This window comes from Streptomyces sp. NBC_01314 (genome assembly GCF_041435215.1).
Classification (GTDB): domain Bacteria; phylum Actinomycetota; class Actinomycetes; order Streptomycetales; family Streptomycetaceae; genus Streptomyces.
In genome coordinates this window covers 9089817-9102780 of record NZ_CP108394.1, presented here as the reverse complement: position 1 = coordinate 9102780, position 12964 = coordinate 9089817, and the positions used below count along the sequence as shown (strand labels likewise).

Annotated in this window: 14 protein-coding genes; 3 read left to right on the top strand and 11 right to left on the bottom strand. The window is 69.9% G+C overall.

The genetic code is table 11. The annotated features are described in order from the left end of the window. Positions 1 to 7 precede the first annotated feature (7 nt). The 5 genes from cbiE to OG622_RS40040 all read right to left on the bottom strand — a co-directional run bounded on the left by cbiE (position 8) and on the right by OG622_RS40040 (position 4851). Positions 8 to 1219, bottom strand: coding sequence for a precorrin-6y C5,15-methyltransferase (decarboxylating) subunit CbiE (gene cbiE, locus OG622_RS40060; RefSeq protein WP_371581551.1), 1212 nt, complete (start codon positions 1217 to 1219; stop codon positions 8 to 10). Positions 1220 to 1346: 127 nt separating this feature from the next. Continuing rightward, positions 1347 to 1985, bottom strand: coding sequence for a GNAT family N-acetyltransferase (locus tag OG622_RS40055; protein WP_371581550.1), 639 nt, complete (start codon positions 1983 to 1985; stop codon positions 1347 to 1349). A 182-nt stretch (positions 1986 to 2167) separates the two neighbouring features. After that, entirely contained in the window at positions 2168 to 3001 is an 834-nt protein-coding gene (locus OG622_RS40050) for a MetQ/NlpA family ABC transporter substrate-binding protein (RefSeq protein WP_371581548.1), read from the bottom strand. A 78-nt stretch (positions 3002 to 3079) separates the two neighbouring features. After that, positions 3080 to 3811 carry a methionine ABC transporter permease gene (locus OG622_RS40045; RefSeq protein WP_371581546.1) on the bottom strand — a complete coding sequence of 244 codons (732 nt, stop codon included), beginning with the start codon at positions 3809 to 3811 and terminating at the stop codon, positions 3080 to 3082. Beyond that, positions 3808 to 4851, bottom strand: coding sequence for a methionine ABC transporter ATP-binding protein (locus OG622_RS40040; RefSeq protein ID WP_371581544.1), 1044 nt, complete (start codon positions 4849 to 4851; stop codon positions 3808 to 3810). The genes OG622_RS40045 and OG622_RS40040 overlap by 4 nt, the downstream gene beginning before the upstream one ends. A 448-nt stretch (positions 4852 to 5299) precedes the next feature. Between OG622_RS40040 and OG622_RS40035 the strand changes: the two genes are divergently transcribed. Together OG622_RS40035 and OG622_RS40030 are read left to right on the top strand one after the other, a co-directional pair. After that, the gene (locus OG622_RS40035; RefSeq protein WP_371581543.1) at positions 5300 to 5659 is read left to right on the top strand and encodes a hypothetical protein; all 360 of its coding nucleotides are present in this window, start codon (positions 5300 to 5302) and stop codon (positions 5657 to 5659) included. Position 5660: 1 nt separating this feature from the next. After that, complete coding sequence (locus tag OG622_RS40030) at positions 5661 to 6092, top strand: hypothetical protein (protein ID WP_371581542.1); 432 nt, start codon at positions 5661 to 5663, stop codon at positions 6090 to 6092. Between the two features lie 109 nt (positions 6093 to 6201). On the opposite strand, the gene OG622_RS40025 is transcribed toward OG622_RS40030, so the two are convergent. The 3 genes from OG622_RS40025 to OG622_RS40015 form a co-directional block, all read right to left on the bottom strand. Then, entirely contained in the window at positions 6202 to 6699 is a 498-nt protein-coding gene (locus OG622_RS40025; RefSeq protein WP_371581541.1) for a GNAT family N-acetyltransferase, read from the bottom strand. Positions 6700 to 6744: 45 nt separating this feature from the next. After that, positions 6745 to 7251 (bottom strand): RNA polymerase sigma factor, encoded by a 507-nt coding sequence (locus OG622_RS40020; RefSeq protein ID WP_371581539.1) that lies wholly within the window; start codon positions 7249 to 7251, stop codon positions 6745 to 6747. Positions 7252 to 7351: 100 nt separating this feature from the next. After that, positions 7352 to 8542, bottom strand: a complete 1191-nt coding sequence (locus OG622_RS40015) for a glycerophosphodiester phosphodiesterase (protein ID WP_371581538.1) — start codon at positions 8540 to 8542, stop codon at positions 7352 to 7354. Between the two features lie 331 nt (positions 8543 to 8873). On the opposite strand from OG622_RS40015, the gene OG622_RS40010 reads away from it, so the two are divergent. Continuing rightward, on the top strand, positions 8874 to 9548 hold the full coding sequence (locus OG622_RS40010) for a lysophospholipid acyltransferase family protein (protein WP_371581536.1): 675 nt from the start codon (positions 8874 to 8876) through the stop codon (positions 9546 to 9548). 92 nt (positions 9549 to 9640) lie between these two features. On the opposite strand, the gene OG622_RS40005 is transcribed toward OG622_RS40010, so the two are convergent. The 3 genes from OG622_RS40005 to OG622_RS39995 all read right to left on the bottom strand — a co-directional run bounded on the left by OG622_RS40005 (position 9641) and on the right by OG622_RS39995 (position 12842). Beyond that, positions 9641 to 11164 (bottom strand): MFS transporter, encoded by a 1524-nt coding sequence (locus tag OG622_RS40005; RefSeq protein WP_371581535.1) that lies wholly within the window; start codon positions 11162 to 11164, stop codon positions 9641 to 9643. Beyond that, entirely contained in the window at positions 11161 to 11745 is a 585-nt protein-coding gene (locus OG622_RS40000) for a TetR/AcrR family transcriptional regulator (protein ID WP_371581534.1), read from the bottom strand. Before OG622_RS40000 ends, OG622_RS40005 begins: the two co-directional genes overlap by 4 nt. A gap of 125 nt (positions 11746 to 11870) precedes the next feature. After that, the gene (locus OG622_RS39995) at positions 11871 to 12842 is read right to left on the bottom strand and encodes an aldo/keto reductase (RefSeq protein WP_371581532.1); all 972 of its coding nucleotides are present in this window, start codon (positions 12840 to 12842) and stop codon (positions 11871 to 11873) included. Positions 12843 to 12964 lie beyond the last annotated feature (122 nt).

Genomic DNA, 12964 nt, shown 5'->3' with positions numbered 1-12964 from the left:
AACCGAATCACAGGGAACGTTCGGGCAGCGTCCCGCTGAGCAGGAACGCGACACTCCGTTCCCGCTCCGTCCAGGCTCTTGTATCGAGTTCCACGGACTGGACGAAGTCGCAGCGGACCTCGTACCCGTGCTCGTTCAGGTCCCGTCCTACACGCTCGGCGGCGGGGCGGGTCAGGGCGTGGGTGACGATGCGCTGCGGGCGGCGGTCGGCGACGGCGGAGACCACCGCCGCTCCCCCGCCGCCGACGCGCACGACGTCGGGTTCGGGGAGATCTTCCAGGATGTGCGGGGCGGCGCCGTGGACCACCTGGAGCTGTACGCCGAAACGGCGGGCGGCGAGGGTCGTACGGGCGCAGGCCTCCCAGTCGCGGTCGACGGCGATGACGGCGGCGCCGCAGCGGGCCGCGTCGGTGGCGAAGGCGCCGCTGCCGGAGCCGATGTCCCACACGAGGTCGCCCACGCGCGGTCCCAGGCGGGCCAGTTGGGAGGAGCGCAGCAGTTCGGCCTCGCCCTCGCCCATGGTGTCGCCGTAGACGCCGGACGGCAGGGCCCAGCCGCGGGGTCCGGTGCCGGGGTCACGGCCGGCGAGCCAGCCGCCGTCCTCGGTCGCGCCGGCGTGACCGCCGATGACGATGACGAGGTTGGGGTCGCGCCAGGTGCGGTCGACAGCCTTGTCGGAGGTGACGACGGTGACCCGCTCGCGTTCCGTGCCGAGTTCCTCGCAGACCACGAAGGTGCGAAGAACTCCGTCGAGGAGCAGGCCCAGTTCGGCGGGTCCGGCGCCGGGTGAGGTGAGGACGGCGACCTTGGTGTGGGCACGGCACACGTTCACCGCGCGGCGCAGCGTACGGCGGTGGGCGACGACCACCTGCGCGTCGTCCCAGGGCATGCCCGCGCGGGCGAAGGCGGCGGCCACGGAGGAGACGCCGGGGACGACTTCCACCTCCAGGCCGAACTCGGGGGACCTGAGGGTGCGGACGACGCCGAAGAAGCCCGGGTCGCCGTCGGCGACGACCACGGCGGTGCCTCGGTGGCCGGCGATGCGGCGGGCGGCGAGAGCGACACTGCCGAGGCGGATGCGTTCGGCGGGCGGGGGCACTTCGGGCAGTGCGAGGTGGTGGGCCGCGCCGGCCACCAGCGTGGCGGCGGCGAGGGCGGAGCGCGCCGCGGCGGTCAGGGGGGAGCCGTCCCAGCCGATCACCGTGACCCGGTCGGCCATCGTCGTCAGTCTCCAGAGGGTCTTCGCAGGTCGTCGGGAATGCCCGCGCAGGGTCCCGTGAGAGTACCTGGTGACGCGGTGGGACCCGGTTTCCGGGCTTACGGCCTCAGGTGTACCCGTGGGTTGTTCAGTTCCAGTCCGAGTAGGAGCCGAAACCACCACTGTCGGCCAGTTCCTCGCCGACGCCCTCGATGTCCTCCGGGAGGAGGCTCCAGACGATGAAGTCCGTGCGGACCTCGGTCCAGCCGTCCTCGGCGGTTCGGGTGCGCGCTATACAGGCGTTGCGCAGCACACCCTCGCTGATACAGCCGATCTTCTGCGCGACCTGCTGGGAGGCGGTGTTGTCGGCGGCGGTGCGCAGCTCGATCCGTTCGAACTTCTGCTCACGGAACAGCCATTGGGCGGTCGCGAGGGCGGCCTCGGAGGCGTAGCCCTCACCGCGCGCCCAGGGGGCGACGACGTACGACAGTTCCGTTGACCGCACGTGCCAGTCGGTCTTGGTGAGCTGGATGAGGCCGACCAGTCGCTGGGTGAGGAACTCGGTGACCGCGAGGTCCAGGCCGCGTCCGGAGGTGCGTTCGGCGGGCGCGTACTCCGTGGTCCAGGTACGCGCCTCACGTTCGGTGAAGGGCTGCGGGACATCGGTCCAGGCCATCACCTGTTCGTCGTTCATCATCTCGATGAACGCCTGGATGTCGTCCTCGTCGAACGGGCGCAGAACCAACCGATCCGTGCTGATGGAGATGTCGGGAAAGGTCCTCATCATGCGCCGCTCCGTAACCTTCGAAAACTTTGAGAGCCTGCTGAACTGCCCAGCATGCAGCATGAAAGCACTCAATCGCACCATGGAGCCCACTCCCCGTGAGGGAGCGGACCCCATGCGTGGCGATACGCCGTATACGTGCCGCCGATTCGGAAGAGCGGCGAGAGGAACGGCCGGAGGGCCGATCAGAAGGAAGGGATGACGGAGCCGTTGCTCCACTTGTCCTCGATGAACTTCCTGACCTCGTCGGAGGTGAGGAGCCTGGCGAGCTTCTCGACGCGCGGGTCGTCCTCGTTGCCCTTCTTGACGGCGAGGAAGTTGCCGTTCGGGTTGTCCTTGGCGGGCTCGACGGCGAGGGCGTCGTCGGCGGGCGAGAGATCGGCTTCGAGAGCGTAGTTGCCGTTGATCACCGCGGCGTCGACGTCGTCCAGGGAGCGCGGGGTCTGGGCCGCCTCCAACTCCTTGAACTGGAGCTTCTTCGGGTTCTCGGTGATGTCGGCGGGGGTCGCGTCGATGCCGACGCCGTCCTTGAGCGTGATGATCCCGCTCGCGTCGAGCAGCCGCAGGGCACGCGCCTCGTTGACGGTGTCGTTCGGGATGGCGACGCTCGCACCGCTCTTGAGGGCGCCGACGCTCTCGACCTTGTTCGAGTACAGGCCGAGGGGTTCCAGGTGGACCGTGACGACGGGCACGATGTCGGTGCCGTTCTTCTTGTTGTAGTCGTCGAGGTACGGCTGGTTCTGGAAGTAGTTGGCGTCGACGGACCCGTCCTCCGTGGCCGGGTTCTGCAGGACGTAGTCGCTGAACTCCTTGACCTCCAGCTCCAGGCCCGCGTCCTTGGCCAGGTTGGCCTTCACGAAGTTGAGGATGTCGGCGTGCGGGGTGGGGCTGGCGGCGACGACCAGCGGACCGCTCGTGTCGGAGGCGTTGTCGGCCTTGTCCGCGCCGCAGGCGGTGAGTCCGAGGGTGAGGGCTCCGACGGTAAGTACGGCGGTTGCCAGTTTGGTGGTGTTACGCACGAAAAGTGCCTTTCCTTTTGGGCGGAGTGATCCCGTCTTGGGTGGGACGGGAAAATTTGCGGGTACCCGCGGTGCGGGCTAGACCTTGGTGGCCGTCGGTGCGGTGGGCTCGGTCTTCAGCAGCCGAAGCCTCGGTGCGGCGCCCGTGTGGCTGCCGCGCCGGTGGAGGGCGCGGGCGGCGTGGTCACCGGCGAACTGGATGACGGAGATGACGACCGCGAGGACCGCCACGGTGATCCACATCAGTTCGGTCTCGAAGCGCTGGTAGCCGTACCGGATGGCGATGTCGCCGAGGCCTCCCGCGCCGACGGTGCCGGCCATGGCCGAGTAGCCGATGAGGGCGACGACGGTCGTGGTGGCGGAGGAGATCAGCGAGGGCAGCGACTCGGGGACGAGGACCCTGCGGACGACGGTCCAGGTGTTGCCGCCCATGGCCTGAACGGCCTCGACGAGCCCGTGGTCCACTTCGCGGACGGCCGTCTCGACGAGGCGCGCGAAGAACGGGATCGCGCCGATGGCGAGCGGCACGATGGCGGCCTCGCGGCCGATCGTCGAGCCGGTGACCCAGCGGGTGAAGCCCATCAGCGCGACCATCAGGATGATGAAGGGCATCGAGCGGGCGATGTTCACGATCTGCCCGATGACCTTGTTGGCGAGGACGTTCTGCAGCAGGCCGCCCCGGTCCGTGAGAACGAGCAGGATGCCGAGCGGGAGACCGCCGACGATCGCGATGAGGGTGGACCAGCCGACCATGTAGAGCGTGTCCCAACACGCCTGCTCCAGCAGGGGCCACATCTCGGTCCAGGTCACTTGGCACCTTCCTTCGCGAGCGTGGACGCCTGGATGTCCCGGCCGACCACGTCGATCTGCAGGCCCTGCTCGCGCAGGAATCCGACGGGGACGACGTTGTCCTCGTAGCGGCCGGGGAGCTCGATGCGCATCCGGCCGATCTGGAGGCCGCCGACGGTGTCGATGGCGGCGCCGAGGATCGAGATGTCGATGTTGTACGTACGGGAGAGCTGCGAGATGACCGGCCGGGTCGCCGTCTCGCCCTGGAAGGTGACGTCGAGGACCGTCCGGTCGTCGCCGGTGGCCTCGCCGCCCACCGGGAAGAGGGCGGAGGCCAGTTCGGAGCCGGGGGTGGCGAGCAGTTCGCTGACCGTGCCGGACTCGACGATCCGGCCCTTCTCCATGAGGGCGGCCGAGTCGCAGATCGTCTTGACGACGTCCATCTCGTGCGTGATGAGCAGGACGGTCAGGCCCAGTTGCCGGTTCAGGTCGCGCAGCAGCGTCAGGATCGAGCGGGTGGTCTCCGGGTCGAGGGCGCTGGTGGCCTCGTCGGAGAGGAGCACCTTCGGGTCGCCGGCCAGCGCGCGGGCGATGCCGACGCGCTGCTTCTGGCCGCCGGAGAGCTGGGCCGGGTAGGCCTTCGCCTTGTCGGCGAGGCCGACGAGGTCGAGCAGTTCCAGGGCCCTGCGGGAGCGGTCCCTGCCGGACCTGCCGAGGATTTCGAGGGGCAGCTCGACGTTGTCCTGGACGGTGCGGGAGGACAGCAGGTTGAAGTGCTGGAAGACCATGCCGATACGGCTGCGCGCCCGGCGGAGTTCCCGGCCGGCGCGGGGGCCGCGGCCGGCCAGGGCGGTCAGGTCCTGGCCCGCGACGGTCACGGTTCCGGAGGTGGGGCGTTCGAGGAGGTTGACGCAGCGGATCAGCGAGGACTTGCCGGCGCCGGACTGGCCGATCACGCCGTACACCTCGCCCTCGCGTACATGCAGATCGACGCCGTCGAGAGCGGTCGTCTCGCGGCCGCGACCTCGGTAGACCTTGGTCAGGCCCGATGTGGTGATCACTGGATTTCCGTCACTGTCGAGTACGCGGGCGTGGGTGTGCCCGGGCACGGGTGCAGGCTGTCAGGGACGCGACACGGTTCTCGCGGTGGCGAGGGAACCGGGGGAGAACATGCGCGGGAGGCTCGGTCCGTCACGCGGAACGGCGTACGGGGCCTTCTAGAAGGCGCACATTCGACACATACAACGAGCACCGGGCGTCATCGTCGCCTCGGTCGCAAGGGTGCGGTAGCTCGTCGTGGTCATGAGATCAGTAAAGCAGATGTATGAAGCAGGTGTGAGAGGCCTGTCCGTATAGCGGACGGCCCTGAGAGGCATATCCGCAGGTGCGCGAGGTGACGTCCACCATGCGGGCACCTGCCGTTGTGGCCAAGGCCACGATGCGTGGCCCCCGGGTTTCAAGGCCCGGGGCCGGGCGCGGCGGGGTTTTGGGCCGTAATAGGGTCGCGGCATGCTTGTTGCCCTGACGGTGACGACCGCCGTCGCCGCGCTTCTGCTCGCCGCCTGGTGCGGCTGGGCCGCGTATCGCGATCAGTCGACCAAGGACCGGCACTTCATCGGCATGGCCGTGGTGTCGGTGTTGGCCCTGGCGCAACTGGTCGTCGGGATCGTGCAGTTGGCGCGCGGGGAGAAGCCGGAACAGGGGACCACGATCTTCGTCTCCTATCTCCTCGGGGCGTTCGTCTGCGTCCCGGTGACCGGGTTCATGTCACTGGCGGAGCGCACCCGCTGGGGCAGCGTGACCGTCGCGGCCGGCGGCGTGGTGCTCGCCGTGCTGCAGGTGCGGCTCTACGACATCTGGGGAGGCTGACGTGACCACCACGGACCACGAGCCGCGGGAGAACGAGCGGGCCCGGCTGATCAGTGGGCCGGGCATGCTGCTGGTGTGGCTGTACGGCGTGATGGTGGTCGGGGCGGTGTCGCGGTCCGCCGTGCAGATCTCGACCGAGTTCGAGCACGCGCCGCTCGCCTACTCGCTGTCCGCCGCGGCCGGGGTCGTGTACGGCTTCATCACGTACTCACTGGTGCGGGGCGGGGAGTTCGCCCGGAGGGCGGCCCGGATCTGTTGCGCGGTGGAACTGGCGGGCGTGCTGATCGTGGGCACGTGGACGCTGGTCGAGCCGTCGGCGTTTCCGGACAGGACGGTGTGGTCGGACTACGGGATCGGGTATCTGTTCATTCCCGTGATTCTTCCGGTCACGGCGATGTACTGGTTGCGAAAGGGTGCGCGGGCGCCCCGTTAGGGGCGCGGGGCTGTATCGACCGCGGCTCCGCCGCGTGGGCGCGACAAGCCACGGCGGACCGGTCGGCCGCCGGACGGACCTGACGCGGCGCCCTCTGCCGCGCGCCCCTTCACGCCGTAGCGGCGTACGCCTCCGCCGGCTTCTCCAGGATCACCATCGGTACGCCGTCCCGGCCCTGGCCGGTGCCCACGGTCTCGTAGCCGACCCGGCGGTACAACCGGAGGCTGCCCTCGCTGCGGTGACCGGCGCTGAGGCGGAACTTGGTGGCGCCGCGCTCCTCCGCGAGGGCCGACTCGGCGGCACGCAGGAGCCTCGCGCCGATGCCGTGGCCCTGGAGCCGCGGGTGGACGCAGAGTTTGCCGATGGCCGCGGTGCCGTCGGCGTCGAGGGCGCCGCGCACGGAGCCGACCACCTCGTCACCCAGCCGGGCCACGAACACACAGTCCGAGGCAACCTCCTCACGGACCGAGTCGAGGCTCTGGACGAGCGGATCGATGCGGTAGTTGCCGTACAGTGCCGCTTCGCTCTGGAAGCACAGGTACTGCAGCCTGAAGATCTGCTCGGCGTCCTGCCCGGTCGCCACCGAGATGGTCACGCTCATGCCCATGTGTGCACGCCTCCCGCTCACCTGCTCACCCGATGTCCTTCACTCCTATCCCCGTGGTTCGCGTGCCGCAACCTCCGCGGTCAGCAATCGTCGAAGACATCCCAGACATCTGGAGCGTTCCGGACCGAGGCTGCCCTGTGAGATACCCAACTCGCCCGCGATCTCACGGTAGGTGAGGTCCTTCGGGGACAGCAGGGCCGCGAGCAGCCGGGGGCAGCGGCCGGGGAGCCGGCGCACGGCCGCGTACAGCGCGCGGCGGCGGGCGGCCGTCATGGCCTCCTGCTCGGGGCCGGGCGCTTGCTCGTCGGCGGGCTCGGCGGCGTAGGGCTGTTCGAGCCGGGCCGTGCGGCGGCTGAGGCGGGCCTCGAAGCGGACGGCGCTGCGCAGCCAGCCCTCGGGGTCCGCGGGTGGGCCGTCGGCGTCGAGCCGTTCCAGCAGACGCAGCCAGACCGCCTGTTCCAGGTCCCCCGCCTCGGCGCCGGCCGCGTAGGCCTCGGCCGACACCTCCGCGACCAGCAGGGGGCGGAGGGTGGTGAGCATGTCTTGTGTCATATGCCCCGGGACGCGTCCGCCCCGGCAGGGGTTGCCGGGGCGGACGGGAGTCACCCCAACCGGGGCACGGGCGTCATCCGTTGACGTTCGATTCCACGGGTCAGTCGTTGACGAAGTCCGCGTGGGCCAGCAGGCCCGTGTCCGCGTTGTCGGTGAAGATGCCGTCGATACCGGTGTCGAAGTACACCTTGAACGCGCCGAAGGCGTCGCCGTAGGCGTTGGCGTCCGTGCCCCTGCGGAAGTTCGCCGGCAGGAAGGCGTTCTCGTTGCGCATGGTGTAGGGGTGCAGGATCAGGCCCTTGGCGTGCGCGTCCGCGACGAGGGTGGTCGGCGTGGTGAGGTTGCCGCCCGCGTCGCGCGGGATGATCAGGTCGAGCGTGGGGCCGATGCCGTTGGCGTACGAGGCGATCCAGCCGAGCCCGTCCGGCTTGACCAGGTCGGCGACGGTACGCGGGTCACCGGCCTCGACGAAGTCCCAGGGGCGGGTGGCGGCGCCGGAGAGCAGGACGACGAGGGGGCTGTCGACCAGGCGGTTCAGGCGCTGGATGCTGCTCGGCTCGAACGACTGGAGGAAGACCGGCGCGTTCTTCTTGTGACGGTCGTACTTACGCAGCAGCTTGGCGAGCGGCTCCTCCAGCCCGAGGCCCAGCTTGCGGAAGTAGGAGGGGTGCTTGGTCTCGACGTGCAGCCAGATCCGCTTGCCCCGCTTCCTGCCCTCCTTGTCCGCCCAGCGCAGCACCTCCTCGAAGGTGGGGATCTCCCAGCGGCCGTCGTAGAGGGTGTTCTCCTGGCGGTTGCCCGGGATGCGCTCCTTGGCACGCAGGGTCTTCAGTTCGGCGAGGGTGAAGTCCTCGGTGAACCAGCCGGTGTAGGAGACGCCGTCGACGGCCTTCGTGGTCTTCCGGGCGGCGAACTCGGGGTGCGCCGCGACATCGGTCGTGCCGGTGATGTCGTTCTCGTGCCGGCATACGAGATGGCCGTCCTTGGTGGGCACGAGGTCCTGCTCGATGACGTGCGCGCCCAGGTCGAGGGCGAGCTGGTACGAGCCGAGCGTGTGCTCCGGGCGGTAGCCGCTGGCGCCGCGGTGCGCGATGATCGTCGGCACCGGCAGGCCCCGGTAGCCGCCGCCCGACTGCGCACTCGGCTCGGCCCCGTCGGCTCTCGCCGTGGCCGGCAGCCCGAGGACCGCTCCGCCCGCGCCGAGCATCGCGGCGCCCAGCAGCGCCCGTCGGCCCGCTCCGCGTCCCTGCTCGTCCGAGTCCTGCGACTTCCGTGACTCCTGCGTCCCCATGACCGGCTCCTCCACCGTGATGCCCTGCACCTGTCAAAGCGGGACGATCGTAGGTGTCCTGAGGTGACCGTCGGGAGACCTGGGACAGAACACGCGGAAGACGCCTTGTGTCGCCCGAGAGGCGGAATTTGACAGAGTGTCGGTTCGGTGACGCGATGTCCGTCACATATTTCCTGGGAGTGACAGCCCGCCACCTGGACGGCAGCGCAGGTAAAGCCGTGTCAATTGTTGGTATCCACTCGGTGAACCCGATGTGCGCCGGCCCGTGAGCCGGGAGTATCGTCCTCACCTGCACAGACTTGTACCGGAACGCTAGACATGGGAGGGCCTGTTGTCCCGCTTCGTGCTCATCAAGGCAGTGCTCGGACCGATCATGCGCCTGATGTTCCGCCCCCGGGTGGAGGGCGTGGAGCACATTCCGGGAGACGGTCCGGTGATCCTCGCCGGTAACCATGTGACCTTCATCGACTCGATGATCCTGCCCCTGGTCTGCGACCGGCAGGTCTTCTTCATCGGCAAGGACGAGTACGTCACCGGCAAGGGGATCAAGGGCCGTCTGATGGCCTGGTTCTTCACCGGCGTCGGCATGATCCCCGTCGACCGCGACGGCGGCCGGGGCGGGGTGGCCGCGCTCATGACCGGGCGGCGGGTGCTGGACGAGGGCAGGTTGTTCGGCATCTACCCCGAGGGGACGCGGTCGCCCGACGGCCGGCTGTACCGGGGGCGCACGGGGATCGCCCGGCTGACGCTGATGACCGGGGCGCCGGTGGTCCCCTTCGCGATGATCGGGACGGACAAGATCCAGCCGGGGGGTGCGGGGTTGCCCCGGCCGCATCGGGTGACTGTGCGGTTCGGTGAGGCGATGGAGTTCTCCCGGTACGAGGGCATGGACCGGGACCGGTATGTGCTGCGGGCGGTGACCGATTCCGTGATGGCCGAGGTCATGCGGCTGTCGGGGCAGGAGTACGTGGACATGTATGCGTCGAAGGCGAAAGAGGCGGCGTAGCTCCGCGACGCCGCTCCGCTGGGGGTGCGGGGGTCTTCGGTCGTTCGTTGGCTGCGGGTGGGTGGGGGCTGGTCGCGCAGTTCCCCGCGCCCCTAAGCCCTGCTGTCCAACCGTTGGCCGCGAAGCAGGAACCAAGCTGCCGCTGCTGTTGCCAGGAGAACAGCCGCGCCTGCGCCGGCGGCGATGGCCAGGCCGTCGACGAAGGCCGCTTGAGCCGATGCCAGCATTTCCTGCGCCGCGTTCGACGGCATGCCCGCCGCCGCCTCCATCGCTCCGCCCAGTGACTCGCGGGCCTCGGCCGGGGTGCCCGCGGGTGCGGCGAAGTCGCGGTAGACGCCCGTGACGATCGAGCCCAGGACCGCGATGCCCAGGGCGGCCCCCAACTCGTACGCCGTCTCGGAGACCGCCGAAGCCGACCCCGCCTGTTCCTTCGGGACGCTGGAGAGGATGACGTCGGCGGTGACGGTGAAGGAGAAGCCCGCGCCGACGCCGACGATCAGCAGCGCAGCGCCGATCAGGGGATAGCCGGTGGACCGGTCGACCAGGGTGAGCAGGGCGAGGGCCACGCCGATGGCCGCCAGGCCGCCCGCGACCACGGAGCGGACCGAGAAGCGGCGGGCGGCGGCTCCGGCGAGCAGGCCCGCGACCACCGCGCCGACGGCCGCCGGCAGTTCGGCGAGGCCTGCCTCCAACGGGCGTCGCCCCTGGACGAGTTGCAGGAACTGCGAGAGGAAGAACACCAGGCCGGACAGGCCGAGAATGGTCAGCAGGTCGGCGAGGACGGCGCCGGAGAAACCCCGGTTGCGGAACAGGCGCATGTCCAGCAGTGGGTGCGGCAGGGTGAGCTGACGGCGTACGAAGAGGGACAGTCCAGCGATGCCGAAGAGGCCCGCGGCGAGCGCGTTGCCGTCGACGCCGTGGGTGGCGGTCTCCTTCACCGCGTACACGACACCGATCATGCCGACCAGCGACAGGCCGACGCTGAGCACGTCCCACGGGCCCGGGCTCGGGTGGCGGGACTCGGGCAGCAGCTTGACGCCGACGAGGACGAGGACGGCCATCACGGGCAGGTTGATCAGGAAGACCGAGCCCCACCAGAAGTGTTCCAGCAGGAACCCGCCGACGACCGGGCCGACCGCCGTGCCGGCGGAGGCCGTGGCGCCCCAGATGCCGATGGCGAGGCTGCGCTCGCGCGGGTCGTGGAAGAGGTTGCGGATCAGGGCGAGGGTGGCGGGCATCAGGGTCGCGCCCGCGACGCCCAGCAGCGCCCGCGCGACGATCATCATCTCGGGCGTCGTGGCGTAGGCGTTGAGCACGGATATCGCGCCGAACGCCGTGGCTCCCACGAGCAGCAGCTTCTTGCGGCCGATGCGGTCGCCGAGGCTGCCGGCCGAGACGAGCAGGCCCGCGATGACGAACGAGTAGACGTCACCGATCCACAGGAGCTGGGTGCCCGAGGGCTTGAGGTCCTCGCTGATGTAGGGGGTCGCGAGACCGAGGACGGTCGCGTCGACGGCCACCAGCAGCACGGCGAGCACGAGGACGGAGAGCGCGAGCCAACGGCCCGGCCTCTTCTCCGCCTCCGTCGTGCGGGCCGGCTGCAGGGTGCTGGTCATGATTCCTCTCTCGGTTTTTCGGCATGTCCCGGTTGTTCGGGATGACGCAGTGCGCCGCCGAGCAGCAGCTCGGCGATCATGAAGGTGAAGTCCTTGGAGGCCACGCGGCCTTCCGAGACCGCCCAGGCGCCGGAGGCCAGCAGGCCGTACAGCGCCTCGGTGAGCCAGGCCGGGGTGAGGTCGATACGGAACTCGCCGGCCGCCTGGCCGCGTTTGAAGAGGGCCGCGACACGGTCGTCGATCCGGGACCAGCCCTCGTGCTGCTGCTCCCCCTCGAACAGCTGGTTCTCGGTGTAGAGGAAGGCGAGAAGGCCCGCGGCCGGTTCGATCTCCCGCACGAGCCGTCGTACGGCCTCGGGTGCCGGTCCGTCGGTCGGGCGGGCCGCATCGAGCGCGGCCTCGCACTCCGCGATACCGAGCGCCTCCAGCGCCCGTACGAGCGCGTCGCGCCCGGCGAAATGGCGGTGCAGCGTGGCCCGGCTGATCCCGGCGGTCTTCGCGACCTCGTCCATCGTCGCTGTGGACTTGCGGGTCAGCAGGGCGGCTGCGCTGCGCAGCACGTGTTCACGATCGACGGCCATGAGACGACCATAGCCCATTTGAGACATCTATGTCTCATCGCGGGCATGGACGTCTCATGTTGACTGTCCCGGTGAGGCACTCAGCAGGGTTCAGCAGGGTCTTTCCGTGCTCGGGGCGGCGGTTCTCAGTGCCAGGGCAGCTGTCCGCGCTTCTCCCAGTACGTCCGCGGGTCCTCGACCAGGTCCGCGAGGCCGGTCAGCTGCTCGTCGTCGAGGTCCACGACCGCCGCGTGCAGGTTGGAGGCGAGTTGCGTGGTGGTGGCGGCGCCGGAGAGGACGACGCCGGCCCACGGCTGTCGCAGGACCACCGCCAGGGCGACCGCGTCGCAGCCGAGCCCGGTCTGCTCGGCGACGGACCTGAGCGCGGCCGGGGCGTGCGGGCCGGCCAGCCGGCCATTGGCCATGCCCTCCTTGACGATCACGGTGAGCCCGGCGTCGTGCGCCTCGGCGAGGGCGGGCGCCGCGGAGGTCTCCAGCGCGTTGTACGTCGACTGGACGGCACGGAAGAGGGGTTCGCCGTCCACGGTCACGGCGAGGGCGGTACGGATGGCCTCCGCCTGGGCCGGACCGCTGGTGGAGAAGCCGATGGTGACGCCCTGGGCGGCGGCCTCCGCCAGCCTGGCGTGGAGTTCCTTGTCGGTGAGGGCCGGGCTGTCCGGGGTCACCGAGTGGATCTGGTAGAGGTCGAGCCGGTCGCCGAGCAGTTCGGCGCTCTCGGCGCGCTGCCGCTCGTACGTCTGGAGACTGTGGTCCTTGACCTCGTGCTTCTCGGCGTCGGTGGTCCAGTCGGCCGTGTAGGTGTAGCCCCACTTGCTGCCAACGACGATGTCGCCGATGTCGGGGCGGGACCTCAGCCAGTCGGCGAGGAACTCCTCCGAAAGGCCGTACGAGCGGGCCACGTCGAAGTAGCGGACGCCCTGGGCGTGGGCGGCGTCGAGGAGTTCGTGGGTGCGGGTGCGGAGGGCCTCGACGGTGCGGGTCTCTCCGAGGTCGGCGTCGCGGCCGAGGTTGATGTAGCCGGGGCGGGCGACTGCGGCGAGGCCGAGTCCGAGGTGGCAGGTGGGGGTTGTCGCTGCGGCCAGTCGGGCGAAGGGCATCGCGGGCTCCGTTCGGTCGGCTCCTTGGGGCTCGACCAACGTAACCCGCGACGACCTTCGTTGAGTGGTGTGGTGGCTCCGGGGAGTTTTCGCCCCCGCCGCCCCTACCCGTCCCGTCCTTC